Origin of the sequence: Allobosea sp. 67-29, from assembly GCF_001898115.1 — a bacterium.
Taxonomy (GTDB): Bacteria; Pseudomonadota; Alphaproteobacteria; order Rhizobiales; family Beijerinckiaceae; genus Allobosea.
In genome coordinates, this window is record NZ_MKSQ01000008.1 from 133,362 (window position 1) to 154,624 (window position 21,263).

Annotated in this window: 15 protein-coding genes; 8 read left to right on the forward strand and 7 right to left on the reverse strand. The window is 67.3% G+C overall.

The features are described from left to right. Nucleotides 1–135 precede the first annotated feature (135 nt). The 7 genes from BGO20_RS07225 to BGO20_RS07255 are packed head-to-tail and all read right to left on the reverse strand — an operon-like array spanning nucleotide 136 to nucleotide 8,584. Nucleotides 136–1,188, reverse strand: coding sequence for a diguanylate cyclase (locus tag BGO20_RS07225; RefSeq protein WP_291661106.1), 1,053 nt, complete (start codon nucleotides 1,186–1,188; stop codon nucleotides 136–138). A gap of 9 nt (nucleotides 1,189–1,197) precedes the next feature. Then, nucleotides 1,198–2,220, reverse strand: a complete 1,023-nt coding sequence (cheB, locus tag BGO20_RS07230; RefSeq protein ID WP_291661108.1) for a chemotaxis response regulator protein-glutamate methylesterase — start codon at nucleotides 2,218–2,220, stop codon at nucleotides 1,198–1,200. Nucleotides 2,221–2,248: 28 nt separating this feature from the next. Next, nucleotides 2,249–4,495 (reverse strand): hybrid sensor histidine kinase/response regulator, encoded by a 2,247-nt coding sequence (locus BGO20_RS07235; RefSeq protein ID WP_291661109.1) that lies wholly within the window; start codon nucleotides 4,493–4,495, stop codon nucleotides 2,249–2,251. After that, the gene (locus BGO20_RS07240) at nucleotides 4,492–5,196 is read right to left on the reverse strand and encodes a chemotaxis protein CheW (RefSeq protein ID WP_291661110.1); all 705 of its coding nucleotides are present in this window, start codon (nucleotides 5,194–5,196) and stop codon (nucleotides 4,492–4,494) included. Before BGO20_RS07240 ends, BGO20_RS07235 begins: the two co-directional genes overlap by 4 nt. Next, nucleotides 5,196–6,470, reverse strand: a complete 1,275-nt coding sequence (locus tag BGO20_RS07245) for a CheR family methyltransferase (RefSeq protein WP_291661111.1) — start codon at nucleotides 6,468–6,470, stop codon at nucleotides 5,196–5,198. The genes BGO20_RS07240 and BGO20_RS07245 overlap by 1 nt, the downstream gene beginning before the upstream one ends. Beyond that, complete coding sequence (locus tag BGO20_RS07250; protein ID WP_291661112.1) at nucleotides 6,467–6,931, reverse strand: chemotaxis protein CheW; 465 nt, start codon at nucleotides 6,929–6,931, stop codon at nucleotides 6,467–6,469. The genes BGO20_RS07245 and BGO20_RS07250 overlap by 4 nt, the downstream gene beginning before the upstream one ends. Before the next feature lie 18 nt (nucleotides 6,932–6,949). Beyond that, nucleotides 6,950–8,584 (reverse strand): methyl-accepting chemotaxis protein, encoded by a 1,635-nt coding sequence (locus BGO20_RS07255; protein ID WP_291661113.1) that lies wholly within the window; start codon nucleotides 8,582–8,584, stop codon nucleotides 6,950–6,952. A 225-nt stretch (nucleotides 8,585–8,809) separates the two neighbouring features. On the opposite strand from BGO20_RS07255, the gene BGO20_RS07260 reads away from it, so the two are divergent. From BGO20_RS07260 to BGO20_RS07295, 8 genes are all read left to right on the forward strand, one after another. After that, complete coding sequence (locus BGO20_RS07260; protein WP_291661114.1) at nucleotides 8,810–10,033, forward strand: efflux RND transporter periplasmic adaptor subunit; 1,224 nt, start codon at nucleotides 8,810–8,812, stop codon at nucleotides 10,031–10,033. Between the two features lie 6 nt (nucleotides 10,034–10,039). Next, entirely contained in the window at nucleotides 10,040–13,168 is a 3,129-nt protein-coding gene (locus BGO20_RS07265; protein ID WP_291661708.1) for an efflux RND transporter permease subunit, read from the forward strand. Nucleotides 13,169–13,416: 248 nt separating this feature from the next. Continuing rightward, nucleotides 13,417–16,500: a formate dehydrogenase-N subunit alpha gene (gene fdnG / locus BGO20_RS07270; protein ID WP_291661116.1), complete on the forward strand. Its 3,084-nt coding sequence runs from the start codon at nucleotides 13,417–13,419 to the stop codon at nucleotides 16,498–16,500. A gap of 12 nt (nucleotides 16,501–16,512) precedes the next feature. Then, complete coding sequence (gene fdxH / locus BGO20_RS07275; RefSeq protein ID WP_291661117.1) at nucleotides 16,513–17,430, forward strand: formate dehydrogenase subunit beta; 918 nt, start codon at nucleotides 16,513–16,515, stop codon at nucleotides 17,428–17,430. After that, on the forward strand, nucleotides 17,414–18,109 hold the full coding sequence (locus BGO20_RS07280; RefSeq protein ID WP_291661119.1) for a formate dehydrogenase subunit gamma: 696 nt from the start codon (nucleotides 17,414–17,416) through the stop codon (nucleotides 18,107–18,109). The genes fdxH and BGO20_RS07280 overlap by 17 nt, the downstream gene beginning before the upstream one ends. A gap of 65 nt (nucleotides 18,110–18,174) precedes the next feature. After that, entirely contained in the window at nucleotides 18,175–19,095 is a 921-nt protein-coding gene (gene fdhE, locus BGO20_RS07285) for a formate dehydrogenase accessory protein FdhE (RefSeq protein WP_291661121.1), read from the forward strand. 28 nt (nucleotides 19,096–19,123) lie between these two features. After that, entirely contained in the window at nucleotides 19,124–20,530 is a 1,407-nt protein-coding gene (selA, locus tag BGO20_RS07290; protein ID WP_291661123.1) for an L-seryl-tRNA(Sec) selenium transferase, read from the forward strand. Beyond that, nucleotides 20,517–21,260: a tetratricopeptide repeat protein gene (locus tag BGO20_RS07295; protein ID WP_291661124.1), complete on the forward strand. Its 744-nt coding sequence runs from the start codon at nucleotides 20,517–20,519 to the stop codon at nucleotides 21,258–21,260. The genes selA and BGO20_RS07295 overlap by 14 nt, the downstream gene beginning before the upstream one ends. Nucleotides 21,261–21,263 lie beyond the last annotated feature (3 nt).

Consider the following 21,263-nt stretch of genomic DNA (forward strand, 5'->3'; position numbering starts at 1 on the left):
CCTCGACGACCGGTGCTCCAGCCTTACACCTCAAGACTTTAAATATTCGACAGGGTGATGAAGGCTCGTGATTTATGGTTAAGGGCCGCCGGATCAGGCATCCGGCATGCCGGCGGGCCGGGCCTCCGCTACGATTCAGCCGGCGCCGCCCGCCCGGCCCGATACGGGATGGCCGATCGGCACCGCGGCGGCAACGGCGCGGTTGCGCCCCGTGTTCTTGGCCTCGAACAGCGCGGTATCGGCAGCGTTGAGCAGAAGCCCCGGCTCGCCCTCCGCCTGGGCAAAGGCCGTGGCCGCGCCGACGCTGATCGTCACCTTGTCGTTGCCATGTGCGATGTCCAGCTCGCGCACGCTCTGCACCAGACGCTCGGCGACATGGGCAGCGCCGGCCTGCGACACGTCGGTGAGGACGACCACGAATTCCTCGCCGCCGAAACGTGCCGCGAGGTCGGTCGCGCGCGCGGCCCCCTCCTGAATGACGCCGGCGACCTGTTTCAGCACGTCGTCCCCAGCGAGGTGGCCATAGGCGTCGTTGTATTGCTTGAAGTGATCGACATCGATCATCAGCACGGAAAGCGGCGCTCCGGTGCGCAGGCTTCGCCGCCACTCCGCCGCGAGATATTCGTCGAAGTAGCGCCGGTTGCCCAGCCCGGTCAGCCCATCGATACGCGTCAGGCGTTCGAGCTCGAGATTGGCGCGCATGAGCTCGCGCTGGCTCTCGCGCAGGGCGCGATAGGCTTCGTCGCGCTGCTGATGATCGAGATAGGCGCGCGTGTGATAACGGATGCGCGCGATCAGCTCGACCTTGTCCGGAAGCTTCACCAGATAGTCATTGGCGCCGGTCTGGAAGGCATCGCTCTTGGTCGCCGGATCCTCCTTGGTGGAGAGCACGATGACCGGAACGGCGTGCAGGGCGGGGTCCCGGCGATACGCCCGGACGAGGTCGAGCCCGTCGACGCCCGGCATCACCAGATCCTGCAGGATCACGGTCGGCTTCACCCGCAAGGCGACTTCCATCGCCTCGTGCGGGTCGGTGCAATAATGAAAGTCGAGATCCGGATGGTGCGCGAGCGCGCGACGAACCGCCTCGCACACCATCACCTGGTCGTCGACGAGCAACACCATCGAGAGATAGCTGTCCGCCGGGGCGGGCACGTTGGGAAGGGGACGGGTCGCTTCGCCTGCCATGGCATACCCTTATTGCAACGGCCGGCCGCACGCACCGGCCAAACGGGGAGCGATCGCGGTCAGCGGCAGAATTTCGACGGCGGCCCCGATGGCGGCGGCAGCCTTCGGCATGCCGTAGACCGCGCTCGTCGCCTTGTCCTGTGCTATGGTCAAATGGTGGCGCTCGCGCAAGAGCTTCAGGCCGCGGGCGCCGTCGCGCCCCATTCCGGTCAACAGGACGCCGACAAGCTCGCCGCGCCAGTTCGTCGCCGCGCTCTCGAAGAAGACGTCGACGGAGGGACGGTAGGGGTAGTCTCGCGGATCGGCATTGTAGCCGAGCTCGCCGTTGGGGCCGAGCACCAGATGATCACCGCTCGCCGCGATCAGAACCGCCCCGGCGACCGGCCTGTCGCCAGCCTCGGCCGGGCGAACCGGCAGGCTGCATTGCTGCCCGAGCCAGGTTGCGAAACCCGGCACGAATTGCGCGTCGAGATGCTGCACCAGCACGATCGCCGCCCCGAAGTCCGGCGGTAGCGCTCCCAGCAGTGCCGCCACGGCGGCAGGGCCCCCGGCGGAGGCACCGATCGCGATCAGCGGATGCCTGGCCGACGACTTCGCCGGCGGCGGCGCAGGGCGCTGCCCGCCGCGCGTCTCGTCCCGCGACAGGCGCTCGATGGCGGCCATCCGCGCCAGCAACGCCCGGCCCTGGACGGAAGCCTCGCCGTTGAGACCAGCCGCCGGGATGTCGACTGCGTCGAGCGCGCCATAGCCCATCGCATCGTAGACGCCGGAGACGTTGGCATCCACGCTCGCGGTCACCAGCAGGATGGGACAGGGTGCCTCGGCCATGATCAGGCGCGTGGCCTCGACGCCGTCCATCACCGGCATGTTGAGATCCATGAGCACCAGGTCCGGTCGATCGCGCCGGCAGGCGTCCACCGCCTCGCGACCGTTCATCGCGATCCAAGCGACCTTATGCTCGGCGGAGGAGGAGACGAGCCGCCGCAGCAGCTCGACAGCGAGCGGCAGATCGTTGACGATCCCGACCCTCATGACACGTCCCCGGCCGCGCAGGCTACTCTCATGGCTCGCCGATGAGATCTTCGACGGCATTCAGCAAAGTCTCGTCGTGAAAGCTGCTCTTGGTCAAATAGTAGTCTGCTCCGGCATCGAGCCCCCGGCGCCGGTCTTCCTCCCGGTCCTTGTAGGAGACGATCATCACCGGCAGATTGCGCAGGTTGCCGTCGCGACGGATCAGCGTGACGAGCTCGATCCCGTCCATGCGCGGCATGTCGACATCCGTGACGACGAGATCGAAGCTGCCTGAGCGGACGGCGTTCCAGCCGTCCATGCCGTCCACCGCGACCTCGACCTCGAAGCCGCGATGGTCGAGGAGCTTGCGCTCCAGCTCCCGGACGGTCAACGAATCGTCGACCACCAGTACGCGCTTGCGCCGCGCGCGGCCCGCCTGCGCGACGGCGGGCTCCAGAGACCTGAGCTTGCCGGCGCCGGCAAGCTTTTCCATCGAGCGGATCAGGTCCGCTATGTCGAGGATCAGAGTGGGGCTGCCATCCTCGAGCAGCGCGGCCGCGCTGACGTCCTTCACCTTGGACAGGCGCGCGTCGAGCGGACGCACGACCAGCTCGCGCTCGCCGAGGAAGCCATCGACGACCAACGCATAGGTGGCGTCGCCTGCGCCGACGACGACCGCTGCCAGTTCGCCGCGCTCGAGGGCCGGCTGACCGTGCCCGAGAATCTCGTGCGCCGCGACGAGGCCTACCTGCCGGCCCTCGAAGCGGAAATGCGGACGGCCCTCCAGCATGGCGATCTCCGCACGCGGCAGGCGCAGGGTACGCGTGATGGCCGTGAGCGGAATCGCATAGGGCTCACCCGCGATGTCGACGAGGAGCGCCCGGATCACCGACAAGGTCAACGGCAATTGCAGCTGGAAGCGGGTGCCGCGGCCGGGCTCGGAGACGATGCCGACCTGCCCGCGCACCTGCCGCACCATGTTCTGCACGGCATCGAGCCCGACCCCGCGTCCAGAGATGTCGGTTACCGCCGCCTTCATCGAGAAGCCGGGCAGGAACAGGAATTCGAGCAGCTCGGCTTCGCTGAGGCGCTGGGCATTCTCGGCCGAGACGAGGCCGCGGGCGACAGTGCCGCTGCGCAAGGCCTCGAGATCGATGCCGCAACCGTCGTCGGAAACGATGATCTGGAGCAGGCCGGCGCTGTGCCGCGCCTCGATCCGCACGACGCCTTCCTCCGGCTTTCCGGCAGCGCGGCGCTGCTCCGGCGCCTCGATTCCGTGATCGACGGCGTTGCGCAGCAGATGGCCGAGAGCGGTGTCGAGCTGGTCCAGGATGTCCCGGTCGATGCTGGTCGAACCGCCGACGATGTCGAGCCGTACCGGCTTTCCGAGCGCGCGGCCGAGATCGCGTACCGTGCGCGCGAAGTGCCGCACGCCATCCTCGAAGGGCCGCATGCGGCTCGCCAGCGTCTCTTCATAAAGCCGATGGGCGAGATCGCTCGCCCCACGATCGACGATGTCGAGCTCGTCGAGGCGTTCCGCCAGGATCGCCTGCCCCTCCGTCAGCCGAATCTGGAGGGCAGAAACGGCCTGTTGCGCCCGCTCCCCGGCATCGGCAGGCAGTGCGGCGCGAAGGCTGTCGAGATGTCTGGATATTTCACCCTGAAGGCGGTGCAGCCGCAGCAGACCGTCATTGAAGGGCCGCAGCCGCCGCGCCGCCATCAGCGATTCACCGGCGAGACCGAGCAGGCGGTTCAGGCTTTCGGCATTGACCCGGACCATCCGCTCGCCCTGAGCTTCGGCAGGAAGATCCGCAGCCTGCGGCGCGCCGGGCTCGACGGGCGCGCCCTGCCCCTCGGTCGCAGGCGCCGGCGCCGTCCGCTCTTCGGGAACGCTGGACGACGACCGCGATGACTGTCGCACGGCCTCGATGAAGGCATCGACACGAAGGCGCAGCGCTTCGTCGCCCTCGCCTTCGACCGAGGCGATCCCGGCCAAGAGATCGACCCCTGACAGCAACGTGTCGACGTGGGCCCGGGTCAGCCGCAGCCTGCCGTGCTGTGCGGCGACGAGACATTCCTCCATCTCGTGCGCCACCCGCACGGCGGGCGCCAGCTCGATGATCCGCGCGGCCCCCTTCAGGGAATGGGCGGCGCGCATGCAGGCTTCCAGATGCGCCGGCGCGACCGGATCGCGCTCCAGCGCGAGGAGGCCCGCCGTCAGCGCCTGCGACTGCGAGGCCAGCTCTGCCCGGAACAGCTCGAGCATCGAGAATTCACCGAGATCGTCGCCGCTCATGCGATGCTCCGGTCGACGAGATCGAGCAGGATCGCGGCATCCAGGCAACCGACGGAACGTTCGCCCCAGGGCAGCATGGACATGACCGCGGCGGTCGCGGACCTGGCGACCGTGGCGGGCACGGGTCCGAGCTCGCTGCGCAGATAGCTGTGCAGCCCGTGCACTTCGTCCGCCTCGAAGGCGGCGCGCCCGCTCGGCCCGCCGATCACCACGAGACGTCGAAAGGCGGCGAGACGCCCTTCATTGCGGACAGGCCCTCCCCCTGCGCCGACGCCGAGCAACTCGGCCAATGACAGGCAGACCAGCAATTCGCCGCGGACGTTGACGACGCCGCGCATCGCGGCGCTGCGGCGGTGAGGCAACGCTCGCACGGGCCGCGGCTCGACGATCTCCTCGCAGACCGCGACCGGAAGAGAGAGCCATTCGTCGCCGATCCGAAAGACCAGGATTGTATCGCGCTCGCCCTGCCCTTCCCTCCCATCGGCTTCGGCGGCGAAGAATCTGGTCCACTCCTCACGATAGCCGGGCGGCAGCGGGCGATCGAGCAGTTGCCGCCCTGTCCGCGCGAAGGTCGGACAGTTGCGGCAATGTAGGTGCTCCGCCAAGGCAGGACAGGACGTGTCGCCGCGGACGCCGATCTGCCGCCAGCACTCGTCGATGCCCGTTTGCATCTGCTCCGCTGCCGCTTCGGCCCGGGTCATCAGGCGTCACCCTTTCCGCCCAGGCGGGCCAGCCGCCGCGCCAGCGCACTGGCACCCCCATGGTCGCCCTGCCGCTGGAGCAGCAGCCGCAGATGGGCGAGAGCCTCGCGATGCTCTGGCGCGAGATAAAGGGCCTTGCGGTAGAAGCCGGCGGCCTGCGTCGCATCGCCCTCGGCATCATGGGTCAGCCCGATGACGTAAAAGGATTCCGGCGAAGGCCCATGCCGGGTTGCGTGCCGCTCGGCGGCCCGGCGTGCCTCGCCGAACCGGCCTGCATCGGCCGCATCCCGTGCCGCGGCGAGATCATCACCCGCAGCGTCGGGCACGGACGCCGCGATCCCGCCAAGAGGCATGCGCCGCGCGAAGGGCTTGAGCGGTGCCGGCGGGCGAGTGGCCGTCAGCCCTGGCGCCGGAACAACGCTCGGCCTGCGCCGGGCCCGCACGGTCCCCGGTTTCGCCTCGGCCGCCGCGGCAGGAGCCGCGGCGCGGGTGAAGGCAAATGCCCGCGGCCGCCGGCTCGAGGCATAGCCGTGCAGCGAGGGCAGGCCGGACTCGCCGGGGCCGACCAGCAGAAGACCGTCGGGTGCCAGCAAGGCGCCGAGACGCTCCATGGCCCGCCCCTGTGTCTCGCGATCGAAATAGATCAGGAGATTGCGGCAGAAGACGACGTCGAAGGGTTGCCGCTCGGCAAAACCGATCGGTTCGAGCAGGTTGCCGTGGGTGAAGCGAACCTGATGCCGGACCCGGTCATGCGGCCTGAACCCGCCGTCGCATGCCTCGAAATGGCGATCGCGAAAGGCAAGGTCCGCGCCTCGGAACGAGTTGCGGCCGTAGATCGCCCGCTGCGCATAGGCGAGATTGCGGATGCTGACGTCGACCGCCTCGACGATGAAATCCTCCTTCGCGAAGCCGGCATCGAGCAGCGCCATGGCCACCGAATAGGGTTCCTCGCCCGTCGAGCAGGGCAGGCTCAGGAGCCGGAACGGCCGGCTGCGGCCGCGCATCCGCAGATGCTCCGTCACGGCACCGAACGCCTCGGGATCACGGAAGAACCAGGTCTCCGGCACGACGACGCAGTCGATCAGCTCCTGCCGCTCGTCCCGATGCTCGGTCAGATGGGCCCAGTAGGCATGGAGATCGGGCAAGGCGCACGCAGCCATCCGCCTCGCCAGGGCGTGACGGATGACCGAGGCTCCGACGCTGGCGCTGCTCAGGCCGATCATCTCCTGCAGCAATCCTTCGAAATCACGGGCCGATCCGGTTCCGCCCGTCATGGCAGACCCGCCAGCCGCGCGAACAGGATATCGCGAATCGCCGGCGGCAGCAGTGCCTCGCCCCGGATCCACTGGATCAGCCCGTCGTCATCGGGCGCGACCGGGCCGAGATAAGGCGGGCTGCCGGCCTCGACACCGGAGGCCACGAAGTCGGCGGGATCCCGCTCGACAGCTTCGACGGCCTTCTCGGCCATAAGACCGAGGAGACGGTGCTCCCCCGCAGCCACGGGATAGCGCAACAGGACGATCCGCGTGCTGAGCAGGGGCTCGGCCGAGCGGCCAAGCGCGAGCAGGCTGAGGTCGATCAGCGGCACGGGCCGGCCTCGATAGGCGATGGCGCCCGCCACGCCAGCCGGTGCGCCGGGCAATTGCTTGACGGCGAGCAGCGGCAGAATTTCCTCGATCTGCCCCGCGTCGAGGGCGTAGCGGTCTCGCCCCAGCCTGAACGTCAGGAACAGCATCGGCTCCGGGCGCCCCGATCAGGCGCGCAGCTTGAAGCGCGCGATACTGCTGCGCAGCCCGGTCGAAACCTGGTTGAGCTCGTCAATGGCGAGCGTCGACTGCTGCAGCGACTCGACCGTCTGCTGAGCGGCCTCGCCGAGCTGGACCAGAGCCTCGCTGATCTGGCCCGCACCGGCAGCCTGGGCCTGCATGCCCTCGTTCGCGACCTCGAAGCGCGGCACCAGCCCCTGGACCTGCTCAATGATGTCGGAGAGCTGGCCGCCGACCTGCTGGACGTCCTGCATGCCGCGACGGACCTCCTCGGAGAACTTGTCCATGCCCATCACCCCGGCCGCGACGGCGGACTGGATATCCTTGACCATCTGCTCGATGTCATAGGTCGAGACTGCCGTCTGGTCCGCGAGGCGGCGGATCTCGGTCGCCACCACGGCGAAGCCGCGGCCGTACTGCCCGGCCTTCTCGGCCTCGATGGCAGCATTGAGCGAGAGCAGGTTGGTCTGGTCGGCGACCTTGGTGATGGTGGTGACGACCTGATTGATGTTGCCCGCCTTCTCGCTGAGGATTGCCAGCTTGGCATTGATGGCGCCTGCCGCCTCCATGACCTGCTGCATGGTGCTCTCCATCCGCGAAAGCCCGGCCTGGCCGCCGCCGGCGAGCTTCGCCGTCTGCTCCGCGACCTCGGAAACCTCGTCCATGGTGCGCACGAGTTCGTTGGACGTCGCGGAAATCTCCTTGGCGGTCGCGCCGATCTCGGTTGTCGTGGCGGCGATCTCGCTGGCGGTCGCCTGCTGCTCCTTGGAGGTCGCTGCGACCTCGGTGATCGAGGTGTTGACCTGGATGCCCGATTTCTGGATCTGGCCGATCAACCCGGCGAGATCGTCCGCCATGGCGTTGATGCCATCCGCGACTGTGCTGAACTCGTCGCGACGCGCAAGCGAGAGCCGCTCGCTGAAATCGCCCCTGCGCATCACCTCGACGATGCCGAGCAGCTTGCCGAGCGGCACCGTCACCGCCCTGAACAGCAGGTAGCCGAACAGGACGGCCAGGCCGAGCGCCAGGCCGAAGCTGACCAGCAGCCCGAGCTCGGCCGCGCGCACGATCGACACGATGGTACGGGTGGACTGGTCGGCACGGGTCTTGTTGAGTTCCAGCATGGTCGCGATCGCGGCGTCGACGCGTGTCGCGATCTGCGCCAGCTCGGTGCGAGCCGCGGCGATCCGCTCCGGGGTCCAGCCTTCCGCGCCCGCCCGTCCCGCGGCCAAGATGGGCTGCTGAGCGGCAACGAACTCGTCGAAGAGCCGAACGGCCTGGGCGTAGTTGCGCCGGTCCTCCTCGCTCATGATCGTCGCATCATAGGACTTCAGGATCTCGTGCATGCGGTCGCGATTGGCCGCGATCGCCGCTGCGGCGTCTCCCTTCTCGGCCGAGGTGTCCGACAGCAGGAATTCGCGCGCCAGACCACGGCCCTCGCCCCAGGTCGTCATGAGCTGGGCGCTGAGATAGAGGCCCGGCACGGTGTCGGTCTCGACGCGGATCGCCTCACGCTCCGCCTGGGTGAACCAGGCGTAGGACAGCGCCGCCATGCCGGACATCACCGCCAGCACCACGGCGAAGCTGAGCAGGATACGGCGGCGTATCGTCAGGCTCATCATGTTTCGATCCATCTCGAAGCTTCACCACGCATGGCGCAGCCCTTGCAGGCTCCGCGGGAGATCTTCCCCCGAAAGGAATCGTTAGCGACAAGTGGTTTCCCGACCGTTGCCGTTTCAGGGCGGATTGGGGATGGTGCGCCAATCACCGGCTTTCCGCCTTATTGACGCGATAGCCGCGATCAGAGATTGAACGCGGGTTCCGCCCGCCTGCTAGAAGGACATTCCATGTCGGCCGAGCGTGCCCTGTCGTCGTCGCGAGCGGCCCTCCCCGTCCTGCTGCTCTGCACGGCCGTGCTGACAGGCTGCAACGAGGACAGGTCAGCGCAGCCGCCGGTCCAGCCGCAGGCGCAGGTCAGCGTGGTCGTGCTGCATCCGCAGCCTGTCGCGATCACCGCCGAATTGCCGGGACGCGTCTCGGCCAATCTCGTCGCGGAGGTCCGGCCGCAGGTGAACGGCATCATCAAGTCGCGGCTCTATGAGGAAGGCGGCGACGTCAAGGCCGGCGATGTGCTCTACGAGATCGACCCGGCGCCCTACCAGGCGGCGCTCGACAGCGCGATCGCGGCGCAGCGCAAGGCCGAAGCCGCCGTCACCAACGCTCAAGTCAGGGCCAGCCGCTATCAGGAGCTGTTCCAGCGCAATGCCGGCAGCCGGCAGGACATGGACGACGCCAACGCCACCCTCGCTCAGGCGCAGGCGGATGTCGCCGCCGCCAAGGCCAATGTCGAGACGGCACGGATCAACCTGGCCTATACCAAGGTCACGGCGCCGATCGACGGACGCATCGACAAATCGGCGCTGACGCCGGGCGCGCTCGTCACCGCCAACCAGGCCACCGCGCTGACGACGATCCGCAAGCTCGACCCGATCAATGTCGACGTCACCCAGTCCAGCACCAACCTGCTCCGCTTCCGCGACGACATCGCTTCGGGCCGGCTGCGCTTCACCGGCCTCGGCGTCGCGGTCAAGCTGAAGCTCGATACCGGGCAGCAATACAACCAGTCGGGCAAGCTCGAATTCGCCGAAGCCAATATCGACGAGACGACCGGCACCTTCCGCGTCCGCGCCGAATTCCCCAATCCGGACAAGCTCCTGCTGCCCGGGATGTTCGTGCGCGCCCTGATCCAGGAGGGTATCGCCGAGAACAGCTTCCTGCTGCCGCAGCGTGGCGTCGGCCGCAACACCAAGGGCGAGGCGACGGCCAAGTTCGTCGGTCCGGACGGCAAGGTCGAGGAGCGCGTGCTGACCACGCGCCGCAACATCGGCAACAACTGGCTGGTGGACGGCGGCGTCAAGGACGGCGAGCGCCTGATCGTCGAGGGCGGCCAGCTCGTCCGGCCGGGCCAGGTCGTGACGCCGACCGAGGTCAGCGTCGACGAGGCGACCGGCGAGCTCAAATCCGCCAACCGGCGGGCCGAGCTCGAGCCCGGCAACCGCGCGAAGAACTGACCCATGCTGTCGCGCTTCTTCATCGAACGGCCCATCTTCGCCTGGGTCGTCGCCATCGTCATCATGCTGGCGGGCCTGCTCGCACTGTGGACGCTGCCGATCTCGCAATATCCGCAGATCGCGCCGACGACCGTGCAGATCAGCGCCAATTATCCAGGCGCCGACGCGCAGACGGTCGAGAACTCGGTGACCAAGGTCATCGAGCAGGGCATGACCGGCGTCGACAACCTGCAGTACATGACGGCGACCTCGACGGCGACCGGCAACGCCCAGATCACGCTGACCTTCAACAGCCAGGCCAATGCCGACGTCGCCCAGATGCAGGTGCAGAACAAGCTGCAGCTGGTCACGCGTCAGCTCCCCAGCGTGGTGCAGAGCACCGGCATCACGGTCGCCAAGGCCTCGACCGGCTTCCTGATGGTCGTCGCCTTCGTCTCGACCGACGGGCGGATGACCACGACGGACCTCGCCGACTATGTCGATTCCACCCTCAACGACACGCTGAAGCGCGTCGAAGGCGTCGGCTCGACCCAGCTCTTCGGCTCCGGCTACGCCATGCGCATCTGGCTGAACCCCGATTCCCTGCGCAAATACGCGCTGATGCCGAGCGACGTGATCAACGCCATCCAGGCGCAGAACACGCAGGTCTCGGCGGGCCAGCTCGGCGGCCTGCCGCAGGTCAAGGGCCAGCAGCTCAACGCAACCGTGACGGCCGCCTCCCGGCTGCAGACGCCGGCCCAGTTCGAGAACATCATCCTGAAGAGCGGCTCATCCGGCTCGATCGTCCGGCTAAACGACGTCGCGCGCGTCGAGCTCGGCGCCAAGAGCTACGACACCTCCTCGCGCTACAACGGCAAGCCAACCACCGGCCTTGCCATCAGCCTGGCGACGGGGGCCAACGCGATCAACACCGCCAAGGCGGTGCAAGCGACGATCGATCGCTTCAAGCAGACGCTGCCGGAAGGCGTCGAGGTCACCTATCCCTACGACACCACTCCCTTCGTGACGCTCTCGATCGAGAAGGTGGTCCACACGCTGTTCGAGGCGATCCTGCTCGTCTTCGTGGTGATGTTCGTGTTCCTGCAGAACATCCGTGCGACCTTTATCCCGATGCTGGCGGTGCCCGTGGTGCTGCTCGGCACTTTCGGCGTGCTGGCGCTCGCCGGCTATTCGATCAACACGCTGACGATGTTCGCGATGGTCCTCGCCATCGGCCTGCTGGTCGACGACGCCATCGTGGTGGTCGAGAACGTCGAGCGCGTGATGCAGGAGGAGAAGCTCGGCCCCAAGGAAGCGACCATCAAGTCGATGGGCGAGATCACCGGAGCGCTCGTCGGCATCGCGACCGTTCTGTCGGCGGTGTTCGTCCCGATGGCCTTCTTCGGCGGCTCCGTCGGCGTGATCTACCGGCAGTTCTCCGTGACCATCGTCACGGCGATGATCCTCTCGGTCGTCGTCGCGATGGTGCTGACGCCGGCGCTGTGCGCGACCATCCTGAAGCCGGTCGGGGAGCATGGCGAGCGCAAGGGCTTCTTCGGCTGGTTCAACCGCAATTTCGAGCGCACGACGAACGGCTATCGTTCCGGCGTCGCCGGCATGATCGCGCGGCCGCTGCGCTTCATGCTGGTCTTCCTGCTGATCGGCTGTGGCATGGCCTGGCTCTTTGCCCGGCTGCCGAGCTCCTTCCTGCCCGACGAGGACCAGGGCATCCTGCTGACCAGCGTTCAGATGCCCGTCGGTGCGACGCAGGACCGGACGCTGCGCGTGCTCGACCAGGTGCAGAAGCACTATCTCGAGAAGGAAAAAGACCTCGTCGAGGGCGTGCTCACCGTCGCCGGCTTCGGCTTCGGCGGACAGGGGCAGAATGTCGGCCTCGCCTTCGTGCGGTTGAAGCCCTTCGACCAGCGTGTCGGCAAGGACGCGACCGCGCAGGCCATAGCGCGCCGCGCCATGGGCGCCTTCCGTGCGATCAAGGACGGCACGGTCTATGCGCTCGCGCCGCCGGCGATCCAGGGCTTCGGCAATACCGCAGGGTTCGATTTCTTCCTGCAGGACATCACCGGGGCTGGTCATGAGCGGTTGATGCAGGTCCGGAACCAGTTCCTCGGCCTCGCGGGCCAAAGCAAGCTTCTGGCCGGCACCCGGCCGAACGGGCAGGAGGACACGCCGCAATACGCCGTCGAGATCGACCAGGAGAAGGCGAGCGCACTGACGCTCTCGCTCGCCGACGTCAACGCCACGCTCTCGACCGCCTGGGGCTCGGCCTATGTCAACGACTTCATCGACCGCGGCCGGGTGAAATCGGTCTATGTCCAGGCCGATGCCGCGTCTCGCATGCAGCCGGAAGACGTCGGGCGCTGGTTCGTCCGCAATCAGGGCGGGGCGATGGTTCCGTTCTCGGCCTTCTCGTCGGGGCGCTGGACGTATGGCTCGCCCCGGCTGGAGCGCTTCAACGGAGCGGCGGCCGTGGAGATCCAGGGCGGTGCGGCGCAGGGCGTCAGCTCCGGCGCGGCGATGGACGAGGTCGACCGGCTGATGTCGCAGCTGCCGGCCGGCTTCGGGCATGAATGGACCGGGCTGTCCTTCCAGGAAAAGCTCTCGGGCAGCCAGGCGGTGGCGCTCTACGCCATCTCGATGCTGGTCGTGTTCCTCTGCCTGGCGGCGCTCTACGAAAGCTGGTCGATCCCCTTCGCGGTGATGCTCTGCGTGCCGATCGGCATCTTCGGCGCCCTGCTGGCGGCGACGCTGTTCGGCCAGACCAACGACGTCTACTTCAAGGTCGGCCTGCTGACGACGATCGGGCTCGCGGCCAAGAACGCGATCCTGATCGTGGAGTTCGCGATCGAGCAGGAGGCGCAGGGCAAGGGTCTCGTCGAGGCGACGCTGGAGGCGGCGCGCCAGCGCCTGCGGCCGATTCTGATGACCTCGCTCGCCTTCGTGCTCGGCGTGCTGCCTTTGGCCGTTGCCACGGGCGCTGGATCGGGGAGCCAGAACTCGATCGGCATCGGCGTGATGGGCGGCATGATCGCCGCCACGGCCGTCGGCGTGTTCTTCGTGCCGCTGCTCTATGTCGCGGTCGTGCGCCTCGTGCGCCGGCTGCGCGGGCCGAAGCCGCAGGCCGAAGCCACAGCCTGATCGCCTCCGCCGCGCTTCGCGACGACGACGTGAAGCCTATGGAGCCCAGCCGTCGCCCTCTGCACCGCCGCGCAATCCGTCGCGGCGACCGGATGAACTCTGGACCAATGCCGCGACCGCCGCGCGAACTACGACAAAAGTCTAGGAATGCGGCGAGTTGCCTCGCGGGCAGCCAGCTTGACGCGCCTCCTGCAGAGTTTCACTATTCCAAATTGAACGATACGTGATTGTTCGCCTGGGAGGTTGAGATGCTGCAAGAGCTCTCGCGCCGCCAGTTCATGAAAGCCGCAGGAGCGGGGCTAGGCGGATCTGCCGCCGCCGCGCTCGGGTTCGGTGGGGCGGAGGAAGCCCTCGCCCAGGCCGTGCGGCCGTTCAAGCTGACGGGCACGACGGAAACCCGAAACACCTGTCCGTACTGCTCCGTCGCCTGCGGCGTGATCATGTACAGCCTCGGCGACAAGTCGAAGAACGCCCATCCGGCGATCATCCATATCGAGGGCGACCCGGACCATCCGACCAATCGCGGCACGCTCTGCCCGAAGGGTTCCGCCCTGCTCGACTTCGTCCACTCCGAGACACGGACCAAGGTGCCGCAATATCGCGGGCCGGGCGAGACGGAATTCCGGCAGATCAGCTGGAACGAGGCGCTCGACCGGATCGCCCGGCTGATGAAGGACGATCGCGACAAGAACTTCGTCAGGACGAACCAGGACGGCGTTACGGTCAACCGCTGGCTGACGACGGGCTTCCTGGCCGCCTCGGCGACGACGAACGAGACCGCCTTTCTGACCTACAAGGTGGTCCGAAGCACCGGGATATTGGCGTTCGACAACCAGGCGCGTGTTTGACACGGACCGACGGTGGCCAGTCTGGCCCCAACATTCGGTCGCGGTGCGATGACCAACTCCTGGACGGACATCAAGAACACCGACCTCGTCATCATCATGGGCGGCAACGCCGCCGAGGCGCATCCGTGCGGCTTCAAATGGGTCACTGAGGCCAAGGCCCAGCGCGGCGCCAAGCTGATCGTCGTCGATCCGCGCTTCACGCGCTCGGCCTCGGTCGCCGACTACTATGCGCCGATCCGGCAGGGCACCGACATCGCCTTCCTGCTCGGCGTGATGAAGTACTGCATCGACAACGACAAGATCCAGCACGACTATGTGCGCGCCTTCACCAATGCGCCCTATATCGTGAAGGAGGGCTTCGGCTATCAGGACGGCCTGTTCACCGGCTACGACGAGGCCAAGCGCGCCTATGACAAGTCGAGCTGGGAATATGAGCTCGGGCCTGACGGCTACGTCCAGGTCGATGACACGCTGCAGCATCCGCGCTGCGTCTACCAGCTGCTGAAGAAGCACATCGCGGTCTACACGCCGGAGATGGTCGAGCGCATCTGCGGTACGCCGAAGGACAAGTATCTGACGGTCTGCAAGATGATCGCGGAGACCTCGGCGCGCGACAAGGTCATGACCTCGATGTACGCGCTCGGCTGGACGCAGCATTCCAAGGGCTCGCAGAACATCCGCTCGATGGCGATGCTGCAGTTGCTGCTCGGCAATATCGGCCTGCGCGGCGGCGGCATGAACGCGTTGCGCGGCCACTCCAACATCCAGGGGCTCACCGATATCGGCCTGATGTCGAACCTGATCCCGGGCTATCTGACGCTGGCGAACGACAAGGAGGTCGATTTCGCGAGCTACATGTCGACGCGCGGCTTCAAGCCGCTCCGGCCGAACCAGATGAGCTACTGGCAGAACTACAGGAAGTTCATGGTGAGCTTCCTGAAGTCGATGTGGGGCCCGGCGGCGACGGCGGAAAACGACTTCGCCTATCAGTGGCTGCCGAAGCTCGACATCCCGAGCTACGACATGCTGAAGATCTTCGACCTGATGCATCAGGGCAAGGTCAACGGCTATTTCTGCCAAGGCTTCAACCCGCTGCTATCGCTCGCCAATCGCGGCAAGGTCGCCGAATCGCTGGCGAAGCTGAAGTTCCTCGTGGTGATGGACCCGCTCCAGACGGAGACGGCGCGGTTCTGGAAGGACGAGGGCGTCTACAATGACGTCAAGCCGGCCGACATCAAGACCGAGGTCTTCGAGCTTCCGACCAGCTGCTTCGCGGAGGACGAGGGCTCGCTGGTCAATTCCGGCCGCTGGCTGCAATGGCACTGGCCGGGCGCCGAACCTCCCGGCGAAGCGAAGTCCGACGCCTGGATCATGGCGCAGCTCCATCGGCGCCTGCGCGCTCTCTACGAGAAGGAGGGCGGCACCTTCCCCGATCCGATCGTCAATCTCCACTGGCCCTACCGCGACGTGGACGACCCGCAGCCCGACGAGATGGCGCGGGAGATGAACGGCTATGTCGTCTCCACCGTCACCGACGCGGTCGATCCGTCCAAGGTGGTGCTCGAGAAGGGCAAGCAGCTCGACGGGTTCGGGCAGTTGCGCGACGACGGCTCGACCGCCTGCGGCTGCTGGATCTATTCCGGCTGCTGGACCGAGAAGGGCAATATGATGGCCCGGCGCGACACCAGCGACCCGGGCAATACCGGCGCTTATCTCGGCTGGGCGTTCTCCTGGCCGGCCAACCGGCGCATCCTCTACAACCGCGCCTCGGCGGACATCGACGGCAAGGCCTGGGATCCGAAGCGCAAGCTGATCGAGTGGAACGGCGCGATGTGGACCGGCTACGACGTGCCCGACATCGCACCGACGGCGAAACCGCGCGATGTCGGCCCCTACATCATGAATCCGGAAGGAACGGCTCGGCTGTTCACGAGGGGCATGATGGTCGATGGCCCGTTCCCGGCCCATTACGAGCCGTTCGAGAGCCCGGTCGCCAACGTGCTCGCCCCGAAGATCCGGGGCAACCCTGCCGCGCGTATCTTCAAGGACGACCTCGCCGCGCTCGGGACCTCGGACAAGTTCCCCTATGCGGCGACCTCCTACCGCCTCACCGAGCATTTCCACTTCTGGACAAAGCATGTCTGGGTGAACTCGGTGCTGCAGCCGGAGTTCTTCGTCGAGATCAGCGAGCAGCTCGCCGCGGAGAAGGCGATCCAGAACGGTGGTTGGGTGAAGGTCTCGTCGAATCGCGGCACGGTCCATGCCAAGGCGATGGTGACCAAGCGCATCAAGCCGCTGATCTGTGACGGCAAGACCGTCCATGTCGTCGGCATCCCGCTCCACTGGGGCTTCACCGGTGCGGCAAGGAAGGGTTTCGGCCCCAACAGCCTCACCCCCTTCGTCGGCGACGCCAACATCCAGACGCCCGAGACCAAGGCGTGGCTGGTGAATGTCGAGCCGTCCAACGGGCCGGCGGCGAGCTAGGGAGGGGCGACCATGGGACTGCAGAGTCAGGACTTCGCCCGCATCTCGGCGACCAATATGCGGCCGCCGGATGTCCGCCATGATTTCGAGGTGGCGAAGCTCATCGACGTCTCGAAATGTATCGGCTGCAAGGCCTGCCAGTCGGCCTGCCTGGAATGGAACAACCTGCGCGAGGAGATCGGCTTCAATACCGGGTCCTATACCAACCCGCACGACCTGACGCCGAACAGCTGGACGCTGATGCGGTTCACCGAATGGGAGAATCCGCAGAGCGGCAATCTCGAATGGCTGATCCGCAAGGACGGCTGCATGCATTGCGCCGATCCGGGCTGCCTGAAGGCCTGCCCCTCCCCCGGCGCCATCGTGCAGTACAACAACGGGATCGTCGATTTCGTCTCCGAAAACTGCATCGGCTGCGGCTATTGCGTGAAGGGCTGCCCCTTCAACATCCCGCGCATCAGCCAGGCCGACCACAAGGCTTATAAGTGCACGCTCTGCTCGGACCGGGTCTCGGTCGGCCAGGCTCCGGCCTGCGCCAAGGCCTGCCCGACGGGCGCGATCGTGTTCGGCACCAAGCAGGCGATGCTGACCTATGCGCAGACGCGCATCACCGACCTGAAGTCACGCGGCTTCCAGAATGCCGGCATCTACGACCCGCCCGGCGTCGGCGGCACGCATGTGATGTATGTGCTGCACCATGCGGACCAGCCGCAGCTCTATGCCGGGCTGCCGAACAATCCGCGGATCAGCCAGGTCGTCGAGCTGTGGAAGGGATTGACCAAATATGCCGGCATGGCGGCAGTCGGCTTCGCCGCCGCCTTCGCCTTCGTCCATGCGACGATCGCCCGACGCAACGATGTCAGCCGCGCAGAAGACCGCGAGGCGGAGCATCTGATCGACGAGGAGGCTGCTCGTGGCCGTCAGACGTGAGGAGGAGCGCACGACCGTCGACCGCTATCCCGGCCGCGTGCGCGTCAACCACTGGATCACCGCGATCTCGCTGATCCTGCTCGCGCTGAGCGGGGCGGCGCTGTTCCACCCGGCGCTGTTCTTCCTGTCCGGGCTGTTCGGCGGCGGCGCCAATACGCGTGCCATTCATCCCTGGATCGGCGTCGTGCTGCTGGCGAGCTTCGCCATTCTCTTCGTCCAGATGGTCCGCTACAATTTCTGGGCAAAGGTCGACACGGTCTGGATGCGCCATATCGGCGACGTGATGTCCGGCCATGAGGAAAACCTGCCGGAAATCGGCAAATACAACGGCGCGCAGAAGATCGTCTTCTGGCTGATGACGCTGCTGATCCTCGTCCTGTTCGCGACGGGCATCATGATCTGGTACGAATATTTCGGCGCGAGCTTCACTATCGAGCAGCAGCGCTTCGCCCACATCATCCACGCGCTCGCCGCCGTCGCCATGCTGCTGGTGGTCATCGTCCATATCTATGCCGGCTTCTACGTGCGCGGTACGATCAGCGCGATGACGGAAGGCAAGGTTACCGGGGGCTGGGCCTTCCGCCACCACCGGCTCTGGCTGCGTCACGAGGCCCGCGAGGGCGTCATCGACGACAGGCAGACACCGCCGCGGCGCGTCCACCCAGGACCGGCGGAATAGATGGCTCTCGCGAGGCGGATGCAACGCCTCGCCTCCCGTGACCCGTGCGGTTCGAGAGGATTGGAATGAGTGACGCACCAGGTTTCGCGCCCTTCGAGGATGTCGGCATCGCCGAGCGCGACAAACCGCCCTTCATGCGCCTGCCCTCGCCGGAGACGCTGTTCGGCCTGCGCGCCATGCGCTTTGCGTCGCTGGCGCCCGGCCACCAGCTCGAGGCGTATCTGAGCTTCCTCGCCGCGTTGTCGCGGGCACAGGACGCGATCGCGCGTGAATTGCCGCCCCCTGCCCTGCCTGCCCTCACGGAGCTCAGGACCCGCGCGGCAAACGCCATGCCGCTGTTGCCACGCGAAGAACTCGCGGCAGATCCGGCCTCGCGCGCGGCCATCACCAGGCTCGCGACATTGCTGGACGACGTCGCCATGCCCGATCTCGCCCGCGGCGCGCTCGGGCGCGTGAAAGCGGCGGACGAGGCGACGCAGCGCGCGATGCTCGGCGCCGTTCTGGCCGATGCGATCCCGGTCGAGTCCATCGCCGAGCACATATTCGCGGCAGCCGCGGTGCAGGTGATCGCGGCCCATCGCACAGCCCGTCTCGATCCGCTGCTGCCGCAGCCGGTCGCGGATGGCGTCTGCCCGTGCTGCGGGGGGCCGCCGGTGGCGAGCGCGGTCGTCGCGGACGTCAATGTCGAGGGCGTGCGCTATGTCCAGTGCTCGCTCTGCGCGGCGCAGTGGAATCACGTGCGGGTGAAATGCGTCTCCTGCGGCTCGACCAAGGGCATTGCCTATCAGGCGATCGAGGGCATTGCGGATACGATCAAGGCCGAGACCTGCGACGAGTGCCGCACTTATGTGAAGATCCTGAACCGCCGCAAGGATCCGGAGCTTGAGCCGGTGGCGGACGACGTCGCCAGCCTGGGACTCGATCTGCTGGTGACGGAGGCTGGCTGGAAGCGGGCCGGGGTGAATCCGTACCTGCTCGGCTATTGACGATCACGCGTCTCCCGGAGGGAGCCTGATGAACAGACCCGAACGCTTCCGCCCGCCATCGGTCGATGCAATCCTGCACAGTGCGGGCGCGATGGTCGCGATCGAACGTCATGGCCGGCAGGCGACCACCGCGGCCATCCGGCATCTGCTCGAACAGCTGCGCGACGGCGGACGGCCTTTCACGGCCTCGATCGAAGAACTCGGCCGTGCCATGCTGGATCGGCTTGAAGAGCGCGCACGGCCGTCCCAGCGCCCCGTCATCAATCTCACCGGCACGGTGCTGCACACCAATCTCGGCCGGGCGCTGCTGGCGGAAGAGGCGATCGAGGCGGTCGTCACCGCCATGCGCGCACCGACCAACCTCGAATACGAGATCGAGGCCGGAAGCCGCGGCGAGCGCGACGCCCATGTCCGCTGCCTGATCCGCGAGCTCACCGGCGCCGAAGATGCTCTGCTGGTCAACAACAATGCCTCGGCGGTGTTACTGGTACTCAACACCTTCGCCAAGGACCGCGAGGCGGTCGTCTCACGCGGAGAGCTGATCGAGATCGGCGGGGCCTTTCGCATGCCCGACATCATGGCGCGCGCCGGTGCGATCCTGCGCGAGATCGGCACCACCAACCGGACGCATCTGAAGGACTATGCCGAGGCCATCGGCCCGCAGACCGGGTTGCTGCTGAAGGTGCATACCTCGAACTATGTGGTGCAAGGCTTCACGGCCGAAGTCGCGCCAGAAGAATTGGCAAAGCTCGCCCAAGCTCATGGCCTGCCCTTCGTCGACGACCTCGGTTCCGGTACGCTGATCGACCTCGCCCGCTGGGGTCTGCGCCATGAAAAGACGGTTCAGGATGCGCTCAAGGGTGGCGCCGATCTCGTGACCTTCTCCGGCGACAAGCTGCTCGGCGGGCCGCAGGCCGGCATCGTCGCCGGGCGCCAGGACCTGATCGCGAAACTCGCCCGGAACCCGTTGAAGCGGGCGCTGCGTCTCGACAAGCTCCGGCTCGCGGCGCTGGAGGCGACGCTCCGGCTCTATCGCGATCCCGACCGATTGGCTGAGCGCCTGCCGACTCTCAGGCTGTTCACGCGGACGGCAGAAGAGCTGCGCGCCATGGCCGGGCGTCTTCGGCCCAGGGTGGCGGCGGCAGTCGGCACCGCCTGGGCGGTGGAAGCCGTCGATTGCGCGAGCCAGATCGGCTCGGGCGCGCTGCCCTTGGAGACCTTGCCGAGCGCCGGGCTTGCGCTGCGACCGGCCGGCAAAGTGGCGGGTTCAGCGGTCGAGAAGCTGGCGGCGGCCTTCCGCGCCGTGCCGGTGCCGATGATCGGGCGGATCGCGCAGGGAGCGCTCATCTTCGACCTGCGCTGCCTGGAGGACGAGGCGCTGTTCGCGGCACAGCTCCAGGCGTTGAAGCCCGAGGCGCCCAATGCGCTGGCTTGAGCGCCTTCTCGGACGAAGCCAAACAGCCGACGGCGATGTCGCGGCAACGATGGCCCGGGCCGCGACGGCGGTCGCACGTGGCGATCACGCGGCCGCGCTCGCGCTTTGGGGGCCGCTCGCCCATGCCGGCGTCGGGCGGGCGCAGAACAATATCGGCGCCTGCTTCGCCGAGGGGCTCGGCGTCGAGCGCGATCCGGCACTGGCGCTGCGCTGGCTGACGCTGGCAGCCGAAAGCGGCGATCCTGTCGGCCAGCGCAACCTCGCGGCCCAGCATTTCAAGGGGGAAGGCGTCGCGCAGAGCGACGCCGAAGCGATGCGGCTCTATCGGCTCGCTGCCGAGCAGAGCGACGCGCCGGCGCAAGACATGCTGTCCTGGATGCTGCTCGAAGGCGGCGACCCTGCGGACCGGGCCGAGGCCCTGCGCTGGGCGCAAGCCGCGGCGGAGGCCGGCATCGCCACCAGCATGACCCGGCTCGGCATGATGCATCACGATGCGCTCGGCGTGGATCGCGACGCCGGTGCCGCCGCGCGGTGGTGGCAGCAAGGCATGGCGGCCGGCGACCCGGATTCGGAAGCGATGCTCGGTGCCGCGACCTTGCTCGGCCAGGGCGTTCCGCCGGACGCGGAACGCGCGCTGGCGCTGCTGCTCGGCGCCGAGAGCCGGGGCAGCCAGCTCGCCGCCCCCTTCATCAAGGCTGCGCGTGCCGCCGTCTCGCCCGCGGAGGCCTGAGCC